We start from the raw sequence: 20,976 nt of genomic DNA on the forward strand, positions 1-20,976 counted from the left end.
ACTAGAGTGGAAGCGGCTCTGTACTGCCCACCACCGCGTCACCCGAGGAGCACCCCGTGCTTGAGTACTTCTTCGAAGCTCTGCTGATCCTGGTCTGTGTCGGCGTTCTCGCCTTCACCGGGCTCGCCGTGAAGAAGCTGTACCAGGGCCAGCGCTGACCCCCACCAAGGAACTGCCGACCTCATGATCGAGATCCCGTCCGACCTGCATCCGGACCTCGTCCCCCTCGTCTTCCTGCTCGGCGACTGGACCGGCGCGGGCGTCCACGACTTCCCCGGCGACGAGAAGTGCAACTTCGGCCAGGAAGTCAGCTTCACCCACGACGGGCGCGACTTCCTCGAGTACCACTCGCACACCTGGGTCCTCGACTCCGAGGGCAACAAGGTGCGGCCGCTGGAGTCCGAGTCGGGCTTCTGGCGTATCGACAAGGACCGCAAGGTCGAGGTCGTGATGGTCCGCGACGACGGCGTGGTCGAGGTCTGGTACGGCGAGCTGGCCGACAAGAAGCCGCAGATCGACCTGGTCACGGACGCGGTGGCGCGCACGGCCGCCTCGGGCCCGTACAACGGCGGCAAGCGGCTGTACGGCTATGTGAAGAGCGACCTCATGTGGGTGGGCGAGAAGCAGACCCCCGAGATCCCGCTGCGCCCGTACATGTCGGCGCAGCTCAAGAAGGTCGTCAGCCCGCAGGACGTCGAGCGCTGGGCGAAGGCCCTGCCGGACGACATGCCGGACGACGGGATCGCTTTCTTCAAGTAGTTCTAGACTTTCGGTGTGGTGAGCACCGGAAGCAGCACCGAAGGCACGGACTGGAAGAGCGATCTGCGGCAGCGCGGCTACCGCCTGACCCCGCAGCGGCAGCTCGTGCTCGAAGCCGTGGACACCCTGGAGCACGCGACTCCCGACGACATCCTCGTGGAAGTGAGGAAGACGGCGTCGGGGGTCAACATCTCCACGGTCTACCGGACCCTGGAGCTCCTGGAGGAGCTCGGGCTGGTCTCCCACGCGCACCTCGGGCACGGCGCGCCCACGTACCACCTCGCGGACCGGCACCATCACATCCATCTGGTCTGCCGCGACTGCACGAACGTCATCGAGGCGGACATCGAGGTCGCCGCCGACTTCACCGCCAAGCTGCGCGAGACCTTCGGCTTCGTCACCGACATGAAGCACTTCGCGATCTTCGGGCGCTGCGAGGACTGTGCGGCCAAGGCCGGCGCCGGCGGTGCCGGGAAATAAAATCGGCCACCACTCGGTCGTAGGCTGTGTGGATATGAAAAGCCCTCTGCTGTCCCTGCCCGGTGCCGTGCCCGCCGAGGGCGTCGACGAAGGTGTCGCCGCCCACTACGGCGACCTGTTCCGTGAGCAGCGTGCCCTCGCCGAGGGCACCGGTTTCGTGGACCTCTCGCACCGCGGGGTGGTCGCGGTCACCGGCGACGACCGGCTCAGCTGGCTGCACCTGCTGCTCACCCAGCACGTCAGCGATCTTCCGGCGGGGCAGGCCACCGAGGCGCTGATCCTCTCCGCGCACGGTCACGTCGAGCACGCGCTGTACCTCGTCGACGACGGGACGACGACCTGGGCCCACGTGGAGCCCGGCAGCCAGGACGCGCTGATCGCGTACCTGGAGTCGATGAAGTTCTTCTACCGCGTCGACGTCACCGACCGGAGTGCCGACTTCGCGGTCGTGCACCTGCCGGCCGGCTCCATCGCCGAGGTCCCGGACGGCGCGGTCGTCCGCGAGACCCCGTACGGGCGTGATCTCCTGCTTCCGCGGGCGGACCTGGAGTCGTACGCCGCCGACGTCGCCAAGCACGGTCCGGCGGTCGGCCTGCTGGCGTACGAGGCCCTGCGCGTCGAGCACCACCAGCCGCGGCTCGGCTTCGAGACCGACCACCGCACCATCCCGCACGAGCTGGGCTGGATCGGCAGCGCGGTGCACCTGCAGAAGGGCTGCTACCGCGGCCAGGAGACCGTGGCCCGGGTCCAGAACCTGGGCAAGCCGCCGCGCAGGCTCGTCTTCCTGCACCTGGACGGCAGCGAGGTCCACCTGCCGCCGCACGGCACCGAGCTGCGTCTCGCGGACGACGGGCCCGAAGGACGGAAGATCGGCTTCATCACGACGTCCGTACGGCATCACGAGCTCGGCCCGATCGCGCTGGGCCTCGTCAAGCGGAACGTGCCCCTGGACGCCCGGCTGGTGGCCGACACGACGGCCGCGGCGCAGGAGGTCGTGGTCGAGCCGTAGGAGCTGTGAGGGCCGTGGGGGCGGGCTGGTCCTGGGGCGCCTCGTCGTGAGCGGCGGCCCCGGGGCTCACATGTCGAGCAGCACGGTGAACGGGCCGTCGTTCGTCAGGGAGACGCGCATCTGCGCGCCGAACCTGCCCGTGGCCACGGTCGCCCCCAGCGAACGGAGTTGAGCCACGACCTCGTCCACGAGGGGCTCGGCGACCTCGCCGGGGGCCGCCGCGTTCCAGGTGGGGCGCCGGCCCTTGCGGGCGTCCCCGTAGAGGGTGAACTGGCTGATGACGAGGAGCGGCGCGTCGATGTCGGAGCACGACTTCTCGTCGGCCAGCATCCGGACGGACCAGAGTTTGCGGGCCAGTTGGGCTGCCTTCTCCTTCGTGTCCTCGTGGGTCACCCCGACGAGGACGCACAGTCCCTCGCCGTTGATCTCCCCGACCGTCTCGCCGTTCACGACGACGCTCGCGCCGTCCACCCTCTGCACCACCGCACGCATGCGGACCATCATGCCGTGCGCCGGACCGGCCTCCGTACGGGGTCTTTCTTATTGATCCTTAACCGTCCATCTGGGGCCGATCGGGGGCACTCGGTCACATAGCGGCCACTTGGGGTGGCACGATGCTCACACGCGCCGGTCGAGGGGACGGTTGAGGCACATGAGCACACCGAGTACGGGGCAGTCACCCGGGTTCGCATCACTGAGCCGGGGGGAGCCTCCGTCACCGCAGCCGTCACCGTCAGCGGGCCGTCCGGTCACCACGCGTCCGCCCACCCAGCGAACGGACAGTCCGATGCCGGAGCCGTCGCCCGATCTGGGCATGCTGCGACTGCCCGAACTGCGCACCCTGCGGCGGGACGCGCAGCGGGACGAGGCCGATCTCAGTTACGTACGGCGCCTGTTGCAGGGGCGGATCGACATCCTGCGGGCCGAGCTGGGGCGGCGCACGGAACCTCCGAGGGGCCAGGCGGGCGACCGTGCGACCTGGGCCGCCGAGGAGGCGTCCGTCGTCGACCGGCTGTCGGAGATCCTCACGGACGCGCCCGCCAGGCACCGTTCGTCGGCGCGGCACGTGACGGTGGGGACGCCGCACAGCGAGGAGTACCGGCGGCTGGCCGCCGACATGCTCGCCGAGGTCGAACTGTCCGACCTGGAGGCGCGTACGGATCCGGAGCTGAACGCCGCGATGGGGCGGCTCGTGCGGTACGAGCAGCAGGTCTCGCGGCGGCGGCAGCACCTGCAGCGCACGGCCGACGACTGCAGCGCGGAGATCGCCCGCAGGTATCGCGAGGGCGAGGCCCAGGTCGACGACCTGCTCGTGTAGAGCGCCCGGTCAGGGTGCTTCCACGGGTTCGGCGCGGCGCGGGCGTGTGTGGGGGCTGGCCGCCCGGTCCCCGCGCGGGCGCCCCGTCCGGTCGGCGGAGGGCGGTCGGCGGCGCACGAAAATCCGCACGACACCTCCCGGGCCGTATGCCTAGCGTGGGCGCATGAGTTCGCGCGAGGACATCGACGTACGCCCCGTCCGTGACGGCGAGATCCCGGAGTGGATCCGCGCGCTGAACACCGGGTTCCTGCGGCCGCCGAGTGTGTCGGAGACGGAGGTCGCGGACCGCCGGACCTACATCGAGCCGGAGCGGACGCTGGGAGCGTTCGACGGGGAGCGGTGCGTGGGGACCTTCCGGTCGTTCCCGCAGGAGATCACGGCGGTGGGCGGTGCGACCGTGCGGGCGGACGCGATCTCGAACGTCACCGTGACCTCGACCCACCGCCGACGCGGGATCCTCACACGGATGATGGCCCACGACCTCGCGGCCGCGAAGGAACGCGGCGACGTCGTGGCGACACTGATCGCCGCCGAGTACCCGATCTACGGGCGGTACGGGTTCGGGGCGGCCACCTCGGCCGCCGAGTGGACGATCGACGTCCCGCGGGCAGGGCTCGACCCCCGCTGGGCCGGCCCTGACGACGGCGGCCGTATCGACCTCGTCGACGCCGACGACGTACGGAAGACGGGGCCTGAGCTGCATGAGCGGCTCAGGCGGGCGCAGCCGGGCGCGATCGACCGGAACGAGCGGTGGTGGCAGGTCGCCACCGGGGCCGTGGTCCTGGACCGGGCCCCGTGGACCGAGCCCTTCCACGCGGTGTACCGCGATGCGCGGGGGCAGGCCGAGGGCCTGCTCACGTACTCCGTGGACGACCGATGGGGGGATGCGAAGCAGCCGCTCGACACGGCGAAGGTCAGGGATCTGATCGCCGTCACACCGGCCGCGGAACGCGCGCTGTGGCAGTACGTCTGCTCGGTCGACTGGGTCACGGCGGTCAGGACGGGCCGGCGGGCGCCGGACGACCTGCTGCCGCATCTGCTGCCCGATCCGCGCGCGGCCGCCATCACCTCGCAGGTGGACTGGCTGTGGGTGCGGATCCTGGACGTCGTCGCGGCACTCGAGGCGCGTACGTACGCGGCGACGGGCGCCCTCGTCCTGGAGGTGGTCGACGGGAACGGGCCGGCCGCGGGGCGGTACCGGCTGGACGCCTCACCCGAGGGCGCGAGCTGCACCCGGACCGGCGAGAGCGCCGAACTCACGCTGTCCGCGGCGGAGTTGGGGGCGCTGTGGCTCGGGGACCAGTCCGTGGTCCGGCTCGCGTCGCTGGGGCGGGTCCGGGAAGAGCGAGCGGGCGCCGCCGAAGTGGCCGACGCCCTGCTGCGCACGTCCAGGCGGCCGTGGTGCCCGGACATCTTCTGAGTCCTGCTTCTGAGTCCTGCTTCTGATTTCTGACTTCCGACTTCTGGCCGCTGCTTCTGGCCTCTGCTCCTGACGCAGGCCTGCGGCCGGTGCTTCGTGGTTCCTCCGTTCCGTTTCGGTTGATCCGGTGGTGCGTCGATCCCGTGGTGCGTCGATCCGGTGGTGCGTTGATCCGTAGCGATTCAGTTGTGTTCCGGTACTGCCGTACGGCCGGTGGTTCTGTTCTGCCGTACTTCCGCGGGCGTGGAACCTGTCCGCGGTGGTGCGGACCGACCGGGCTCCCGGCTCCCCTCCGGAAGGGAGCCCGGTCGGCCGGACTGCCGGACGGTGGCGCCCGATCAGCCGGACTGGGCGAGCAGCATCACGAGGATCACTGCCCCGATGCCGCCGATCATTGAGTTCTTGGCCTTGATTCCGACGGCGAGGGCGACGAAGGCGATGACGCCCATCACTCCGTACTTCACCTGGAGCAGTTGCTCGAGGGCGATGACGAGGGCGGCGACGACGATGGCGATGAGCGGCATGCGGTCCCTCCTTGGGGACGGGAGACGGACCCCCGCTGGGACCGATCCACCTGGTCGACGCTTGCGACTCTGGCGGCCAACCCCTGGGAAGTTTGACCATGTTGCTCAAGTTGGTGACCAACTTCAATGAAGTTATCTCCGCTTGGATGCGTCTCATAACCACCTTCTCTGTAACTGCCCAAAGATGGCGCGAAGTTGTAGTGTTTGGTCGTGGACCCGGAACGCGTCGCCGTCAACGGGCGGAAGAGGTCACAACGGCCACAGAGGTCACACCGAGAGGTGGCCGACGAGCTGCGCAGCCGGATCAGGTCCGGTGAACTGCGGGCTGGAGAGCGCATGCCCACGCAGGCCAGGCTGGCCGACGAGTTCGGTGTCGAGCGCGGGACCGTCCGCCAGGCGCTGCGCATCCTGCAGACGGAGCACCTGCTGTCCAACGTGTCCAAGGGGAGCCCGGCGACCGTCGCGCAGGACGTGGACAGGGCCCTGACCGGCCCGGAGGCTCCGCCGCAGCCCACCATGGTGGCGCTGGCGGCACGGATCACGGACGCCTTCTCCGCGCCTCACGTGGAGATCGACGCGCTGTGCCTGACGGCGGTCTCCCTCACCCTCGCGATGGGCGAACCGTTGCGTCTCATCCACGAAGGGCGAACAAAACCAGCCAGGATCGACGTCCGGGTGCTGCTGCCGTCCCGCGACATCGACCTCGCCTTCCCGGCGGCGGTGGACGCGGCGGAGGACGGTGACCGGATCCAGCGGCGCTGGCTGGCCCAGCGCAACGCCCAGGGCCAGGTCCTCAGGCACAACCTGCTGGCGTTACGGGCGACGCACGGCATCGACGTACACGTCACGTTCCGGGCCCTGCCGTTCACGCCGCCGGTGAAGTTGTACCTGCTCAACGGGGCGGAGGCGCTCTTCGCCTACTACACGCTGTCGCGGCGCGGCGAGGAGATCGACCACGAGTACCTGGAGATGTACGACGCGGAGGGGACGCAGTCGATGCTGTTCCCCTTCGAGCAGGGTGAGGGCCTGCGGGCCATGACGTTCGTGGAGCAGTCGCATCTGTGGTTCAACGCACTGTGGGAGACCATCAGCTCGGAGCTGGTGCTCACGCGCTGAGGTCTCCCACAGGTCCGGTCCGGAGCTTCTCCGGATCCTCCGGTGGATCGTCCTCGTGGATCGTGCCGCTGGTGCGGGCGGTGCCGTCCGAGCGGCCGGTGCGGGTCGTGCGGATGGTGCCGGCCCTGCGGACCGGGCGGTTCGCGCAGGTCACAGGGCCGGCCCCGCGAACATCAGGGCGAGGACGACGGCTCCGACCGAGCTGCAGGTGGGGCTCTTCGTCTTGAGACCCACGGTGAGCAGCAGCAGTCCGACGACGCCGCTCGGGCCGTACCGCCACTCGACGAACTGCTCGAAACCGACGACGAAGAGGGCGGAGAGAAGGGCTATGGCGGGCATGGTGGATCCTCCTTCGGGTCTTGCGGGGGCGGGCGGGAGGAGTGCGATGGTGCTGTGGTGCGGTGCGGAGCCGTGGTGCGGTGCCGTGGTGCGGCAGTGAAGTCCTGGTGCCGGGGAGGTGCGAAGCCTTCCCAGCTGCCAAGTGCATGCGAGAGGAGGCAAACCTTCCGCCATCTCCACCAAGTTGGCAACCAACTATGGTTAAGTTATCCCCAGTTGGTTCCTACTTATAAACAACTTCCAAACAACTCCCCTTAGATGGGGCAAAGTTGTAGCGTTTGGTCGTGACCCAGGAGAACGTGGCAGTGAACGGCAGCAGAAGGCTCTCGCCGCAGGAGATCGCCGACATCCTGCGGGACCGCATCCGCGCGGGCGACCTGCGCGCCGGCGACCGCCTGCCCACGCAGGCCGAGCTCGCCGAGGAGTTCGGGGTGGAGCGGGGCACGGTCCGCCAGGCCCTGCGCGCGCTTCAGGACGACGGACTGCTCAGCAACGTCAGCAAGGGAAGCCCCCCCCGGATCGCGGAGGTCACCCCGACCCGGGACGAACCCCAGCCGACGATGGTGGGGCTGGCGCCGCGACTGGTGGAGGCGTTCGCCGCGCCGCACGTCCGGGTGGACGCCGCGTGCCTCACGGCCGAGACCCTGATGCTGGCCCTCGGCGAACCGGTCCGGCTGATCCACGAGGGCAAGCTCCGTCCGGAGTCGATCGACGTCCGCATCCTGCTCCCGTCCCGGGACATCAACCTCGCCTTCCCGGTCTCGGTGGAGGTGCAGGAGGGCGGCGAGGACCCCGTCCACCAGCGGTGGCTGGAGATGCGCAACGCCCAGGGCCACGTCCTGCGCCACAACCTCAAGTCCCTGCGCTCCTCCCACGGCATCGACGTCCGGGTGACGTTCCGGGCGCTTCCGTTCACCCCGCCGGTGAAGCTGTACCTGCTCAACGGCGTCGAGGCGCTGATGGCGTACTACATGATCGCCAGGCGGGAGGAGGCCGGAGACAGCGGCATGCTCGACATGTACGACGCGCTCGGCTCCAAGTCCCTCCTGTTCTCCTTCGAGGAGCGGGCCGGCCAGCGTGACGCCGCCTTCGTCGAGCAGTCCCAGAAGTGGTTCGACGCCCTCTGGGAAACCATCACGACGGACCTGACACTCTCCTAGTGACTAGTGATACGGCGCAGACTGAACAGGTGACAGCGGAGACAGAGAAACTACGAGAACTGATCAAGCTCGCTCGTTACGTGGCCTTCGACTTCGACGGGCCGATCTGTCGGCTGTTCGCGGGGCACCGGGCGGAGCTGATCGCCGACGAGCAGGTGCGGTGGCTCGGGGACCGGGGGCTGCACGGCCTGCTCACCCCGGCCGAGCGGGATCATCCCGATCCGCACGTCGTTCTCCGCGCGGTGAACGAGCGTCACCCGGGCAGCGATCTGGCGGCCGAGCTGGAGGAGAGACTCACCCAGCACGAGCTGAGGGCCGCGGCTTCAGCCATGCCCACGGCCTTCGCCGATCCGCTGATACGGACCTGGACCGCCGTGGGAGCCCGGCTCGCCATCGTCACCAACAACTCCGCGCGGACGGCGTACGCGTATCTCGCCGACCGAGGGCTCACCTCGTGCTTCGACCCGCATGTCTACGGCCGTACGCAGGAACTCCACCTGATGAAGCCGGATCCGTACCGGCTCAACCAGGCGCTGAGCGCCATGGGGGCCGCACCTTCGTCCTCGCTGATGATCGGCGACGCCCCGTCGGACTACGTGGCCGCGCAGGCCGCGGGCACCCACTTCCTGGGCTACGCGCGTAACGAGCGCAAGTACGAGGCACTTCGGAAGGCCGAGGTGGAGCCCGCCCACATCGTCACCTCGCTGGAGCCGGTGCTTCACCTGCTCAGGGCGCACCCTTGAAGCATCAGCATCACGAAGAGGAACAGTGCTGGCCACCACGCCTGGCGCAGCTGTCCCGCCCGTACGGTCGCCACGGCGAGCGCCACGAGCAACAGGCCCAGCAGGCCCAGTCTCTGGCGCACCAGCTCCGTGAGGACGAAACGGACCGCCATCCCGATCAGTTCGTAGAGAACCATTCGCCCACCCCTGTCAGCTTCCGGTCAACCGGCCAACTGGCCATCCAATTGGGCTGGTTGACTCATATTGGTTATGCCCGCCCGCTCTGATCCCTTAACTGGCAGTCCAGTTGGGCCGGTCACTTGACCGGAAGGGGTTTGTTCGTGGACTGAAAGCGGTACGGTCGCCGTGTGACTGAAGGGCGGGCGGTCGACGGCGGTGGCAGGGAGTTCGAGCGTGTTCTGGAGGCGCTGCGGGCTCGCATCGCCGACGGCACCCATCCGTTCGGGTCCCTCCTGCCTCCCCAGCGTCAGCTCGCCGAGGACTTCGACGTGTCCCGTGACACCGTGCAGCGCGTGCTGAGGGAGCTGCGGAACCACGGGTGGATCGCCTCGCGGCAGGGCAGCGGGTCCCGGGTGGTCAAGGTCCCGGCCGGGTCCGCGGCGGCGTCCGTGTCCGCGCCCACGTCTTTGCCCGCGCAGGCGCAGGCCGGGACGGAGACGCAGACATCAGGGGAGCGCGGCAGTCGGCCGCATGAGGAAGTGATCCTGCGCCCCCTCATCAGTGAGGCCTTCGAGCGGCCCCACGTCACTCTGGACGTCTACACCCTGACCTCGGAGTCCCTGGACGCCCACATAAGGCTGCAGGAGGAGCGGATCAGGCGGGGGGCGATCACCCCTCAGAGCATCACCCTGCGCCTGCTGCTCCCCTCCGACGGCGTGGACCTCCCGTATCCGCGGAACGCCGAAAACCCGAGCGATCCACGACCGCGCAAACGCCTTCGCGAGATCACCGGCCGGCAGACCGCCTCACTGAACGCCGTCTTCCGCGACCTGCGCGTGGACGGCCTCGTCCCGTCCTGCGACATCCGGATACGGCGCGCGCCCCTTGCGCCCGCGTTCAAGCTCTACCTGCTCAACGGGGTCCAGGCGCTGCACGGCGTCTACCAGGTGGTGCAACGGCCCATCGAGTTCGAGGACGGCGAGCGGATCGACGCCCTCGACGTCCTCGGCCTCGGCGCCACCCTGTCGCGGTTCGACGTGGACGACGACCCGGGCTCCCACGACTCCGTCTTCGTGGCCGGCATGAACGCGTGGTTCGAGTCCGTCTGGACGCACCTCTCCGAGTGACCGGCGCCCCGGCCGGCGTCGTACGCCACGCGCGTCCCGCGCAGTGTCGTACACCTCATTGAGACCTCGGATCCTCCGACTCCGGTCGTGAGGCCTTCGTGCGCGCACTAGGGTGTGCACACCTTCCAGCTCCAGGAGTGGCCCGTGGGCGCACATCCTGCTTCCGGGCCAGCCTCACGGGAGCGACGTGCCGCCGATGACGCCTACGACGAGTTCGTACGGCGGGCGAAACAGTTCGGAGTGATGAGCCGCGGCCATCACCACCGCAATTACGTGCTGCCCCTGACGGAGGCCATGGCACGGTACGTCGACGCCGAGGCGGGCACCCCGGTCGTCGTACGGATCCGCAGGCCCGAAGCCCTGCCGGTCGTGGTCAGGACCTGGCGGCACGAGGCGCGGATCCTCGATGCCGCGCGCGGGATCCTGCCGCAGGTGCCGCGCTGTCTCGCCACGCGGAGGGACTCGGCCGTCCACAGCCATGTGGAAGGCATCCCGCTCTCCCAGCTGTGCCCCAGCGGCAAACCGGTCGACGGCATCACGATGGGCGCCCTGGCCGAGGTCCTGGCGCGGATGTCGCAGGTGCGCAGGGAGGCGCTCCCGCCGCTGCCCGCCGACTGGCCGCGCAACGACAAGGACAGTCAGGGCTTTCTGCGCATGCTGACGCAGCTCGCCGACCGGCAGATCCGTCAGCCCAATTGGGCTGCTTACGGTGGGCTCTTCGCCGCCCTGGGTGTCCCGGAGGACGCCCTGACCAGGCTGGCCGCGCGGGTTCCCGCCATGGCCCGCAGGCCGTACAGCCTGCTCCACACCGACCTGCACCGGGACAACGTGGTGGTGACGACCCACGGAGACCCCCATCTGGTCTGCGTCGACTGGGAACAGGCCACCTACGGCGACCCGTTGCACGACCTCGCCACGCACCTGGTGCGGATGCGGTACGCGGACTGGGAGCGGGACGAGGCGATCAGCGCCTGGGCGCAGGCCATGCAGACGATCAAGCCTGCGGCGACCAACGGCCTCGCCAGGGACCTGCGTCACTACATCGCCTTCGAGCACGCGCAGTCGGTCTTTCCGGACGTGATACGGGCCGCGAGGTCGCTGCAGGACGCGCATGAGGACGGGCACGAGGACAGGCACGAGGACGGGCATGAGGACGGGCACGAGGACAGGCGGCTGACCGAGGCGGTGGCCACCGTGCGTCAGGCGCTGGCGTCCGCGGCGGAGCCGCTCGGGCTGTCGGCCGTGCCGGAGAGGCTCGAGGTCGAGCGGGTGCTCCACCGGTGGCAGACGGCATGGCGTCAGCGCGGGGGCCGGCCCGCCGTCCGCTGGAAGCGGGACAGGCGCGTCGAGAGGCACCCCGGGTTCCCTCCGGCAGCGGTGCACGACGCCCTGGTCGCCGAGGGCGCCGCACCCACGGGCCGGGTGTTCAAGGGCACGGCACACCTCAACACGGTGGTCCGGGTCCCGGACGTCGACTTCCCGGTCGTGGTGCGCCGCAAGATCGTGTCCCCGGCGCGCCGTGAGCCGCGCTTCCTCAGCGAGCACGCGGTGCTCCGGGCGATCGAGCGGTCCAAGGTGGCGGTGACGGCTCCGCGCGTACTCGCGCTGGGCGAGAGCCATCCCGAGGACCTGTTCGCCATCCACACCTACGTGGGGCCGCTGAACAGCGACCAGCCCCCCAACCATCCGGTCCTCGGTCTCCTCCCGCACGAGGCGGACGGGCTCGTGGGCCAGCTCGCCGCGCTGACGGACGTCGATTTCAGCGAGCTGGATCCGACGGCTCGCGAGGCGGACTTCCACCACTGGCTAAGCGACCAACTGGTCCTGTTCGTCGCGCAGTTGCCGAGCGAGTCGCAGCAACTCGCCCGGGCGATGGGACTGCCGGACGCGGCCCGGCTGAAGGAGATCCTCGCCAGGCACGAGCTGACGTTCCGGGAACCGACCCTGCTGCACGGCGACCTGAATCCATGGAACCTCGTGCGCCGGGACGACGGCTTCGCGCTCACCATCATCGACTGGGAGATGGCGATGATCGGTGACCCCCTGTACGACCTGGTCCGGCATCTGCATCTGACCCCCACGCGGCCGGAGATCCGGGACCGCCTCTTCCGGGCGTGGGAGAAGCTGCTGCCCGCCACGCACACGCGCGACTGGCGCAAGGACTGGCGGGTCTACCGCTGGATCGAGCTGGTCCGCTCCGCGTACGTGGATCTCGACCGCATGGTCACCGGGGCCGGCCTCGACGCCCCCAACGTCCGCCGGGCGGTGGACTCGTACGCGATGACTCTCAGAGCCGCCACGGCCTCGCTCGGCCTTCCGCTGCGCCCGTCGCCCAGGGCCGGGGGCGGCCCGGGCCCGGAGCGGCGGGACCGCGGTCCCGCCTCAGGGGGCGGGCGGCCGGTCGTGGCCGTGCCCGCGTCCTCGGTGGCGGCCCTTCCGTCGGCCGGCCGTTCCCCGTCACCGCGGTGAGTTCCGCGCCGCCCGTGGCCGCGGTGCCTTCGTGGGCCCCGGGAGCGCGGTCCCCGGCCGCCAACCTCGTCGGGTCCAAGGGGAGGGCGGGAGTCCGGAAACTGCGTAGGCTCGGGGCATGGGCGAGACGGGTGCGAGGGACGCGGCTGGTGCGAGCCGCGCGGGTGAGGAGAGAGCCGTGATGGGCGCCGCGAACGCCATGGGGCTGCGGGAGCGCAAGAAGCTGCGGATGTACCAGGACGTCTCCGACGTCGCCATCCAGCTCTTCCTCGCGAAGGGGTTCGAGAGGGTCTCCGTGGCGGAGGTCGCCGCCGCGGCCGAGATCTCCAAGCCGACCCTCTTCCGGTACTTCCCCGCGAAGGAGGACCTCGTCCTGCACCGGTTCGCCGATCACGAGACCGAGGCCGCGCGGGTGGTCGGGGGGCGGGCGCCCGGGCAGTCCGCGATCGACGCGCTGCGGCTCCACTTCCTCGCCGGGATCGAGCGGAGCGACCCCGTGACCGGCGTCAACGGCGATCCCCACATCCTTGCCTTCCACGAGCTGCTGTACGGGACTCCGTCCCTGGTGGCGCGGCTGTACGAGTACCTGGAGCGGTCCGAGGCCGCCCTCGCCGCGGCGCTCGGCGGCAGTCTCGGAGCGCGGCTCGCCGCCGGGCAGGTCGTCGCGGTGCAGCGGATCCTCGCGATGGAGAACTGGCGGCGGATCGCCCGGGGCGAGGACGTCGCCACGGTGCGGGGGGATGCCGTCGAGGCGGCGGAGGGCGCGTTCGCGAGGCTGAGGGAAGGACTCCCGGAGTACGCGACAGAGTAAGAAATCTAACTCAGTTGCATTTTCGGGTATTCTCAGCCGAATGACGTCAGCCGACCCCGCCCGCGGCTCCTCCCGGCCCCAGGACCCTTCCGCCACGGCCTCCCAGGGCAGCTCGCCCGACCGTTTCCCCGACCGCTCACTCGACGCGGTCCTCCGACGCGAACGCGACTACCACGACGTCTGCCGTGCCGCCCTCGCCGCGATGGTCGAAGGGGCACAGGAGCACGTCGTCTCGGGAGAGGACGTGTCGGCGTCCGGTGCCGACGCCGAAGTACTCGGGTACCGGCTCCGCAGCCGGGCGAAGGAGATGCGCGAGCTGCCCGAAGGCCCGCTGTTCTTCGGGCGGCTGGACCACGGCAGGGACCGCCCGGCCGCCGGTGACCATGCCGGGCAGAGCTATCACATCGGACGGCGGAGGATCAGCGAGCACCCCGCGGCCCCGCCCCTCGTCGTCGACTGGCGTGCGCCCGTCTCCCGCGCCTTCTACCAGGCGAGCTCCCGCGATCCACAGGGTGTGGACGTGCGGCGGCGGTTCGGCTGGGCGCCGGGCAGCCGGGGGGACTCCGCCGACCTCACCGGGCTGGAGGACGAGCACCTCGGCGGGAACGAGCGCCCTACGAGCCCTCAGAAGGGGAGCCGCATTCTCGCGAGCGAGATCGAGCGCCCCCGCGTCGGCCCGATGCGCGACATCGCCGCGACCATCCAGCCGGACCAGGACGACCTCGTACGGGCGGACCTCGCCGTGTCCGTGTGCGTCCAGGGCGCGCCCGGCACGGGCAAGACGGCCGTCGGGCTGCACCGGGCCGCGTACCTGCTCTACACGTATCCGCAGCGCATCCGGCGCGGGGGACTGCTGATCCTCGGGCCGAACCCCACCTTCCTCTCCTACATCTCGGAGGTGCTGCCCGCGCTCGGCGAGACCGGCGTGCGGCAGTCCACGATCGCCGACGAGATCGGCCGGCACCCGATCAGGGGCGAGGACGACGAGACGGCCGCCGTCGTCAAGCACGACGCGCGCATGGCGGAGGTGCTGCGGCGCGCCCTGTACGCCAGGGTGAACCCGGCCGTCGCCGACGACCTGGCCGTGCCCGACGGTTCGTACCGCTGGCGGGTGCCCGCCCGGGCGCTCGCGCGGATCGTGGCGGACGTACGGGCGGAGGAGCCGCCGTACGCCGTCGGACGGGAGCGCGTACGGACCCGGGTCGTGCGGCATCTGCAGGCCCAGGCGGAACTGCGGTCCGGGCCCCCGGCGAACGCCTGGCTGCAGAAGGTCTCGCGGGCACGGCCCGTGAGCGCGTACGTCGACGCGGTGTGGCCCAGGGTGCGGCCGGAGGAGGTCGTCGCGGAGCTGCTCACCGACCCGGACGCACTGGCCGCGGCGGCGGACGGTGTCCTGGACGCGGACGAGCAGAAGGCGGTCCTGTGGGCGCGGCCGCCCAGGTCGTGGAAGTCGGCCCGCTGGTCCACCGCCGATCTGGTGCTGCTCGACGAAGTGGCCGGACTGGCCGAACACCCCGTCGGATACGGCCACTTGGTCATCGACGAGGCGCAGGACCTGTCGCCGATGGAATGCCGTGCGATCGGCCGCCGCGCCACCTTCGGATCGGTCACGGTCCTCGGCGACCTCGCCCAGGGGACCACGCCGTGGGCCGCGCGGGAGTGGGGCGAGCTGCTTGCGCACCTGGGGAAGCCCGAGGCGGCGGTCGTGCCGTTGACCATCGGGTTCCGGGTGCCCGAGGCGGTGGTCGGACTGGCCAACCGGGTACTGGCCCTGCTGGACGTGGGGGTGCCTCCGGGGCGGTCCCTGCGCAGGGACGGCGAGTTGAGGATCCTCCCCACGGACGACGTGCTGCGCGAGACGGTCGACGCCGTCCGCCGGGCGCTCACCCACGAAGGGTCCGTGGGGGTCATCGCGGCCGACCCGGACGTCGAGCGGGTGCGGGAGGCGCTCGACGCCGCCGGGATCGAAGTGGCCGATGTGGACCAACTCAGGGCTCGTACGACCGTGTTGGCGGCCGGAGCCGCGAAGGGACTCGAGTACGACCACGTCGTCGCCGTGGAGCCGGCGACGATCGCGGACGGGCCGGTAGGTGAACGGGGCCGGGGGTCGGGGCGGGGGCGGGGGCTGAACCAGCTGTACGTCGTCCTGACGCGGGCCGTGTCCAGGCTGGACGTCGTACACGCGCGGCCGTTGCCGTTCGAGTGAGGGCTGCGGCCGCGCGTGGCTCGCCGGCGGTGAACGGCATCCCCGGCCGACCGGTCTACGGGGTGTCGCCGGGCCCTGCCGGAGCGTCGAGCACGGGGATCAACTGCTCCTCCTCGTAGGTCAGATGCGCCTCCAGCGCGGCGGTGAGGCGCTCGACCTCCTCGCGTACGTGCGCGGGGTCCGCCTGAGCCGTACCGATGACCTGCTTCAACTCCGCGGTCAGAGCGGCGATCTGCACGTGTTCCTCGCGCAGGCGGTCCAGGGCGGGGGAGAGCTCCGGGCGCTGGTCGGCCAGGAAGGGGAACATGCCGAGGTCCTCGCCGGTGTGGTGGTTGTGCAGGCCCTGGCAGAAGGTCAGACAGTTGATACGGAGCTGGGCGCCGAGCGTGGCGCCCGCCTCGCCGATCTCCTTGCGGATCAGGGCGAGTTCGCGGCGGAACGCGTCATGGATCGCCTTGACCGCCTGCCCCATCGAGGAGGCGTTCACGTTCGGCGGGCCGTCGCCGGCGATCTCGTGGAGGGCGACGACCGGAATCACGCGACGTGTACCGGCCTGGTATTCCGCCCAGCCCAAGTCGGCCTCGACCGCGCGGGCGAAGGCCTCGTCGCGTGCGGCGCCCGTCAGCACCTCGGCCTTGGCCTCGTACGTGAACACCCCTGTCTCCACCGTGACTTGGGGTTGTGCGACGAGATTGTGGTACCAGTCCGGGTGCTTCGGGCTGCCGCCTGCCGAGGCGATGACCAGCACGCTGCCGCCGCCGTCGGGGTAGTAGCCGAGGGGGGTGGTGCGGCGCTCGCCGGAACGGGCCCCAGTGGTGGTGAGCAGGATCAGCCGGGCGCCCTCGAAATAGCCGCCGACCTCCCCGGCGTTGGCGCGGAATTCCTCGATGACCTGCTGGTTGAAGTCGTTGGGCATTCTCTTCTTTCTTCTCGGTGGATTCCGGATCAGGGCATGGGGAATCGCCACGCGGCGAATTCGGTCCCGCCCGTGCGGGGGTGATGGAACGGTGAGCGCCGGAAACTTCAGCGCTGGAGCGGGGGGTGACGTGGACGCTTACGGTGGCGAGACGCGCGAACGCACGCTGTACGGAGGCGTGGTCGCGTCGGTGTGCCCTTGGGCTGGCGCGTGGATGCGTGGATACGTGGATGCGCGTACGGGGCAACGGGGCACGTGGGTACGCGGATGCGACGCGCTCGGCACGCTTGGCCCGCCTGGCGTGTCGCCGTGCGGCGCCCGCTACGAGCGCTCGGCGTACGCACGGGAGAAAGGGCGGCCCTCTGGCCCGCCCGGGCCTCACTCGGAGGCCGGGAACCCTACTGTTTCTTGGCCCATGGCCGACCCGGCAGTCACGGAGAAGAGATTAGGGGAATGGGCGCGTACAGGCAATGCCTTTGTTTTCGCGGTGCTTGATATCGGCCGCGCTCGGCGAAATCAATCCGGTGGAACCGTCGGGCGCCGGATGTCAGCCTGGTGCGCATGTCCGAGAACACCGAGGCGGTCTTGCGGGAGTTGTACGCCTCTCTCAGTCTGCGCAAGCGTCCCGAGGACGTGGCCCAGCTCGTCCGCGACCTCCTCGAAGCGGGCGCGGGGCCGGACGGCCTCGACCCGGCCACCCGCAGGGCGCTCGACAAGGCCACCCGCACCTCGCTGCGCACCCTGTGGCACGGATACACCTCGATGCTGGAGGACTTCGCCCGCCCGGTCGGTGCCGGGCGCCAACTGGACCGAGCGGCAGCCCTGTTCGAGTCCGTGCAGGTGCTGCCCGACGAGGCCGGTGAGGATCCCGCACAGGTGGAGGCGGCGATCAGGGCCGCGGGTGCCGAGATCCGCAAGGAGTTCGGCCGCAGCGACTTCCTCGACGACCGGCTGAACCGCACTCAGCGCGCCGAGGCCGGACTGGGCGAGGTGTCCAAGCGGCAGTACAACAAGCGCTTCAGGCTGCTGCGGCGCATGGAGGCCAAGCTCGCCACGATCCTCGCGGGACAGCGCAAGCGCGAGATCACGATGATCGGCAAGAGCGGCCTCGCGTCCCGGCTGTCGTACGAGGAGTTCGCGGCCGATCACGCCACGGCGGCTTTCATCGCGTACCTCACCGCCCGCGCCAACCTGCGCGGCGAGTTCACGATCCAGGGGCAGCAACAGGCGTACGACGAGGTGGCCGAGGCGCTCTACCGGCGGCTGGAGCCCGGGACGGCCGGCTGGTTCGCCGTCGCGCACGTGCATCCGACGGCCGACGTGCTGCGGCACGTCGGAGACGAGCAGCGGGGGACGCTGCTCGGGCGCTGGTACCGGATCCTGCTCGACGTCGCCGAACAACTGGAGGCGGTGTGGGAGCGGGGGCCCCTGGACCGTACGACGATGATCGTGCAGCGCGGGAACGACTCCACGACCTGGAACCAGGCCGCCCGGGCGTGGACGAGGGCGCGGGCCAACTGGTTCGCGCTGCTGGAGTCGATGGGGGCGGGTGACGTCATCGATCGGATCTGCCCCGGCAAGGTGCTGCTGCTCGTCGCGGCGGATGTCGCCGCGTGGCACCGCCGGTCGGGCGGCGGGCTGCACCCGGACACCGACGTGTGGGCGGAACTGCCGTTGCCCTGGGAGGTGTTGCGGGGCGAGGCGCAGTGCCCGCGGTGGCTGGTCGATCAGGTGTGCCGGCGCAACGGCGTGGATCCGGAGCGGGGTGGCTGGACCCGGGCCCGGCGGGCTGTGAGTGCCGTGCCGTTCCGGGCGACGCCCGAGCTGGTGCACGGGGTGACGGTCGCCGACCCGATGCTGGCGACGCTGCTCCGCTCCACGGGCGCGTTCTCCGGGAAGAAGCCGCGTCCCGCCGCATCGGAAATCCTTTGACCCGTGAGGGAGTCAGTGGCGAGGATCGGGACAGCGACGGGGAAGCTCAGTGGTGGAGCGGCCGGCTGAAATCCGGTTGGACGCAGGTTCGAGCCCTGCCCCCGTCGTTCGTGCCACGGGCACCGGGAAGCTCTGCGGTGGAGCGCCCGGCTCGGGACCGGGTGGACGCAGGTTCGAATCCTGCTCCGGTGCCTGTGGGACGGCCGGACCCCGTGCTGTGACCGGTGCACGGTGGACCGCCGGCACCTGTCCGTGGTCGACTCCCTGCCATGAGTCTGTCGGTCGATGTGTACGTGCCCCGTGCTGAGGGCGGCATCGAGGTGCTGGACGTGCCGCCCGGATGCTCCGACGCGGCGGGCGGGGAGCACTGGCGCACCGAGGTGTGGGGGTCGGAGCCGGTCCGTTCGCTGGGCGCGCGGTTCCTTCCGCGACTGGCCACCGAGGACCTCACCGTGGCGCCGGACGAGATGCCCGCGTTCCTCGCCGAGTGCGACCTCGTCCGCGCGCACCTGACGCGGATCGCCGAGCACCTGGACCCGGACCCGGGAACAGGCCCGCCGAGATCCCCCTCCGAGCACGCCGACGACGTGGGCCGCCGCCTGGACAACATCGTGGACGCGGCCCGGCGGGCGCTGGACATCGGCGGCGGGGTCATCATCTGGTAGCCGGGGCCGCGACGGGCGGACAGGCGTGGCCCGGCTACCCGGAGGGGCCGCATCGGCGGAGGGGGCAGCGGAGTGCCTCCGGGGCGTGGGGCCGCAGGGTCTGCGGACGATGAGGAACGGCGAGGAACGACGAGGAAGAGGAGCGGCTGACTGTCACCTGGTGACCATCGTGCCGAAGCCCGGCGGGCATCCGTGGCCTGGAACGTTCAGGTGTCGGCCGGGACGGGTTTCCTCGGCCGGCTGACGCCGGGTTTCCGTCACACGTCGGTCCTCGCTGCGCGGGCGGCGAAGGCGGCCGGGGTGAGGCCGGTGCGGTCGCGGAAGAAGCGGCCGAAGTTCGCGGGGTCGGTGAAGCCGAGGTGGACGGCCACAGTCCGGGCATCCCACCGGGCACCTCCCAGCAGGCGCCGGGCTTCCAGGAGGCGCCGCTCGTCGATGAGTTCACGTACACCCTTGCCCGTGGCGTCCCGGGCGGCACGGCTGAGGGTGCGGACCGAACAGCCGAGCAACTCGGCGTAGTCCGCGGCGTGATGCAACTCGCGAAAGTGCAGCTCCAGGGTGTCCAGGAAGCGCCCGTACCTGTCGGCACGGCCGCGGTCGGCGCGGGCCGTGGCGGCGGCCGTTGCCGTACCGAGGGGGTCGAGGCCCGGGGAGTTGGCCAGGCGCAGCAGCAGCGATTCGAGCAGGCTGCGCCGCAGGGCGTGGTGGATGTCGAGAGGGCGGCGTCCCAGTGCGCGGTGTTCGTCCAGGAGCTGGAGCGCCGTCTGCTGGAGCCAGGCGGCGTCGTCGGCTTGCGGGCTCAGCACGGCAGGGGCGTCGTGCGCGGTGAGCGGGGCCAGCAGACGGGCGATGTCGGGCCGCAGCACGTCCGGTTCGAACAGGATGAACGGGCCGCGCGCCGCGCCGGGCGGATGCCAGCACTGCGCGTGCCCGGGACGCACCCACAGCCACTGGCCGGCGGCGACGGTCCGCGTGACGTGGTCGACGTCGTGCCGCAGCTCACCCTCGGTGACCAGGATCAGGTAGTGGAAGGTGGCACGGCCCGGCCGGGGCGGGTTCCACGGCCAGCTGTCGTGCTGGGCGAAGAAGTCCTCGACGGTACTCACTTCAAGGCCGTAGGGAGTACCGACCGGGGGCTGGAAACCGTACAGCGGAACCGCAACTGGTCCGCCCCGCCCGCCCTGCACGCTCGGCCTCGAGTGTCGCTTGTCGACCATCACGTGTCCGCAGCCTACCGCCCTTCCCGTCGGCTTCGACGGAAGGATGGAACGCGCCACCGCGCCCGCGCGGCGCGCTCTGCGCCCCCTTCGATGCCGCAGCCCGTCACCACCCGAGAAGGCTCACCACCCATGAACGGATCGACTCTGCACAAGACCGCCGCCGACCGCGCCGAGGAACTTCCCGGAGCCCAGCTGGAGCATCCCTTCGGCCCCGACTGGGAGGTCTTCAAGGTGCGCGGCAAGGTGTTCATGCTGATGACCGACGTCCCCGGACGCCCCGTCGTGATCCTCAAGGCGGACCCCGGCGAAGCCCACGCCCTGCGGGAGCAGTACAGCCACATCACCCCCGGCTACCACATGAACAAAAAGCACTGGATCACCCTGGAGAGCGGAGAAGGCATCGACAAGGAGCTCGTCAGGGAGCTCGTCACCGACTCCTACCGGCTCGTCGTCGCCCTTCTGTCCAAGGCCGAGCAGCCCGTCGACCCGCACACCTACGGCACCGGCACGCGGACGGCCCGGTGAGCGCGGACGGCAACCGGCTCCAGGACACCGCCCGCCGGACGTGGCGTAGCGCACTTTTGCAAGCACGTGCTTGCAATA

At 70.6% G+C, this 20,976-nt stretch carries 22 protein-coding genes and 2 tRNA genes; 17 read left to right on the top strand and 7 right to left on the bottom strand.

The window, feature by feature from the left end; translation table 11 throughout:
- Window positions 1–183: 183 nt before the first annotated feature.
- From KUF83_RS08575 to KUF83_RS08585, 3 genes are read left to right on the top strand one after another with little or no spacing between them, the layout of a single operon-like run.
- A complete protein-coding gene (locus KUF83_RS08575; RefSeq protein ID WP_217453988.1) occupies window positions 184–759 on the top strand; it encodes an FABP family protein in 576 nt (191 codons plus the stop codon).
- A gap of 15 nt (window positions 760–774) precedes the next feature.
- Window positions 775–1,239, top strand: a complete 465-nt coding sequence (locus tag KUF83_RS08580; protein ID WP_308402947.1) for a transcriptional repressor — start codon at window positions 775–777, stop codon at window positions 1,237–1,239.
- Between the two features lie 34 nt (window positions 1,240–1,273).
- Window positions 1,274–2,248: a folate-binding protein YgfZ gene (locus KUF83_RS08585; RefSeq protein WP_217453989.1), complete on the top strand. Its 975-nt coding sequence runs from the start codon at window positions 1,274–1,276 to the stop codon at window positions 2,246–2,248.
- Window positions 2,249–2,314: 66 nt separating this feature from the next.
- On the opposite strand, the gene dtd is transcribed toward KUF83_RS08585, so the two are convergent.
- Entirely contained in the window at window positions 2,315–2,740 is a 426-nt protein-coding gene (gene dtd / locus KUF83_RS08590; RefSeq protein ID WP_217453990.1) for a D-aminoacyl-tRNA deacylase, read from the bottom strand.
- A 160-nt stretch (window positions 2,741–2,900) separates the two neighbouring features.
- Between dtd and KUF83_RS08595 the strand changes: the two genes are divergently transcribed.
- Window positions 2,901–3,566 carry a hypothetical protein gene (locus tag KUF83_RS08595; RefSeq protein ID WP_217453991.1) on the top strand — a complete coding sequence of 222 codons (666 nt, stop codon included), beginning with the start codon at window positions 2,901–2,903 and terminating at the stop codon, window positions 3,564–3,566.
- 163 nt (window positions 3,567–3,729) lie between these two features.
- Window positions 3,730–4,986 (top strand): GNAT family N-acetyltransferase, encoded by a 1,257-nt coding sequence (locus tag KUF83_RS08600; RefSeq protein WP_217453992.1) that lies wholly within the window; start codon window positions 3,730–3,732, stop codon window positions 4,984–4,986.
- Window positions 4,987–5,324: 338 nt separating this feature from the next.
- Here the strand turns inward: KUF83_RS08600 and KUF83_RS08605 are convergent, their stop codons facing one another.
- A complete protein-coding gene (locus KUF83_RS08605; protein ID WP_217453993.1) occupies window positions 5,325–5,510 on the bottom strand; it encodes a hypothetical protein in 186 nt (61 codons plus the stop codon).
- Window positions 5,511–5,714: 204 nt separating this feature from the next.
- Between KUF83_RS08605 and KUF83_RS08610 the strand changes: the two genes are divergently transcribed.
- On the top strand, window positions 5,715–6,626 hold the full coding sequence (locus KUF83_RS08610) for a winged helix-turn-helix domain-containing protein (protein WP_217453994.1): 912 nt from the start codon (window positions 5,715–5,717) through the stop codon (window positions 6,624–6,626).
- Here KUF83_RS08610 and KUF83_RS08615 read toward each other — a convergent pair.
- The gene (locus KUF83_RS08615; RefSeq protein WP_217453995.1) at window positions 6,616–6,780 is read right to left on the bottom strand and encodes a hypothetical protein; all 165 of its coding nucleotides are present in this window, start codon (window positions 6,778–6,780) and stop codon (window positions 6,616–6,618) included. The genes KUF83_RS08610 and KUF83_RS08615 overlap by 11 nt on opposite strands.
- Window positions 6,777–6,965: a hypothetical protein gene (locus tag KUF83_RS08620; protein ID WP_217453996.1), complete on the bottom strand. Its 189-nt coding sequence runs from the start codon at window positions 6,963–6,965 to the stop codon at window positions 6,777–6,779. Before KUF83_RS08620 ends, KUF83_RS08615 begins: the two co-directional genes overlap by 4 nt.
- 278 nt (window positions 6,966–7,243) lie before the next feature.
- On the opposite strand from KUF83_RS08620, the gene KUF83_RS08625 reads away from it, so the two are divergent.
- The gene (locus KUF83_RS08625) at window positions 7,244–8,125 is read left to right on the top strand and encodes a winged helix-turn-helix domain-containing protein (RefSeq protein ID WP_217453997.1); all 882 of its coding nucleotides are present in this window, start codon (window positions 7,244–7,246) and stop codon (window positions 8,123–8,125) included.
- Window positions 8,074–8,868 (top strand): HAD-IA family hydrolase, encoded by a 795-nt coding sequence (locus KUF83_RS08630; RefSeq protein ID WP_217453998.1) that lies wholly within the window; start codon window positions 8,074–8,076, stop codon window positions 8,866–8,868. Before KUF83_RS08625 ends, KUF83_RS08630 begins: the two co-directional genes overlap by 52 nt.
- Here the strand turns inward: KUF83_RS08630 and KUF83_RS08635 are convergent.
- Window positions 8,844–9,044 carry a hypothetical protein gene (locus KUF83_RS08635; protein ID WP_217453999.1) on the bottom strand — a complete coding sequence of 67 codons (201 nt, stop codon included), beginning with the start codon at window positions 9,042–9,044 and terminating at the stop codon, window positions 8,844–8,846. The two genes, KUF83_RS08630 and KUF83_RS08635, sit on opposite strands and share 25 nt — an antisense overlap.
- A 171-nt stretch (window positions 9,045–9,215) precedes the next feature.
- Between KUF83_RS08635 and KUF83_RS08640 the strand changes: the two genes are divergently transcribed.
- From KUF83_RS08640 to KUF83_RS08655, 4 genes are all read left to right on the top strand, one after another.
- On the top strand, window positions 9,216–10,154 hold the full coding sequence (locus KUF83_RS08640; protein ID WP_217454000.1) for a GntR family transcriptional regulator: 939 nt from the start codon (window positions 9,216–9,218) through the stop codon (window positions 10,152–10,154).
- A 144-nt stretch (window positions 10,155–10,298) separates the two neighbouring features.
- A complete protein-coding gene (locus KUF83_RS08645) occupies window positions 10,299–12,623 on the top strand; it encodes a phosphotransferase (RefSeq protein WP_374106020.1) in 2,325 nt (774 codons plus the stop codon).
- 181 nt (window positions 12,624–12,804) lie between these two features.
- A complete protein-coding gene (locus tag KUF83_RS08650) occupies window positions 12,805–13,434 on the top strand; it encodes a TetR/AcrR family transcriptional regulator (protein ID WP_217454121.1) in 630 nt (209 codons plus the stop codon).
- A 40-nt stretch (window positions 13,435–13,474) separates the two neighbouring features.
- Window positions 13,475–15,640, top strand: coding sequence for an AAA family ATPase (locus KUF83_RS08655; protein ID WP_254643561.1), 2,166 nt, complete (start codon window positions 13,475–13,477; stop codon window positions 15,638–15,640).
- Window positions 15,641–15,695: 55 nt separating this feature from the next.
- Here the strand turns inward: KUF83_RS08655 and KUF83_RS08660 are convergent, their stop codons facing one another.
- Complete coding sequence (locus tag KUF83_RS08660) at window positions 15,696–16,556, bottom strand: nitroreductase/quinone reductase family protein (protein ID WP_217454001.1); 861 nt, start codon at window positions 16,554–16,556, stop codon at window positions 15,696–15,698.
- Between the two features lie 561 nt (window positions 16,557–17,117).
- On the opposite strand from KUF83_RS08660, the gene KUF83_RS08665 reads away from it, so the two are divergent.
- The 4 genes from KUF83_RS08665 (at window position 17,118) to KUF83_RS08680 (ending at window position 19,153) form a co-directional block, all read left to right on the top strand.
- Complete coding sequence (locus KUF83_RS08665; protein ID WP_217454002.1) at window positions 17,118–18,488, top strand: hypothetical protein; 1,371 nt, start codon at window positions 17,118–17,120, stop codon at window positions 18,486–18,488.
- Between the two features lie 35 nt (window positions 18,489–18,523).
- Window positions 18,524–18,595 (top strand) — tRNA-Phe (locus KUF83_RS08670).
- A gap of 12 nt (window positions 18,596–18,607) precedes the next feature.
- Window positions 18,608–18,681: transfer RNA gene (locus tag KUF83_RS08675), tRNA-Pro, on the top strand.
- Window positions 18,682–18,757: 76 nt separating this feature from the next.
- Window positions 18,758–19,153 (top strand): hypothetical protein, encoded by a 396-nt coding sequence (locus KUF83_RS08680; protein WP_217454003.1) that lies wholly within the window; start codon window positions 18,758–18,760, stop codon window positions 19,151–19,153.
- A gap of 257 nt (window positions 19,154–19,410) precedes the next feature.
- Here KUF83_RS08680 and KUF83_RS08685 read toward each other — a convergent pair whose 3' ends face one another.
- Window positions 19,411–20,259, bottom strand: coding sequence for an AraC family transcriptional regulator (locus tag KUF83_RS08685; protein WP_217454004.1), 849 nt, complete (start codon window positions 20,257–20,259; stop codon window positions 19,411–19,413).
- A 243-nt stretch (window positions 20,260–20,502) separates the two neighbouring features.
- On the opposite strand from KUF83_RS08685, the gene KUF83_RS08690 reads away from it, so the two are divergent.
- Window positions 20,503–20,898 carry an MmcQ/YjbR family DNA-binding protein gene (locus KUF83_RS08690; protein WP_217454005.1) on the top strand — a complete coding sequence of 132 codons (396 nt, stop codon included), beginning with the start codon at window positions 20,503–20,505 and terminating at the stop codon, window positions 20,896–20,898.
- Window positions 20,899–20,976 lie beyond the last annotated feature (78 nt).

It is taken from the genome of Streptomyces sp. BV286 (genome assembly GCF_019090165.1).
GTDB lineage: Bacteria > Actinomycetota > Actinomycetes > Streptomycetales > Streptomycetaceae > Streptomyces.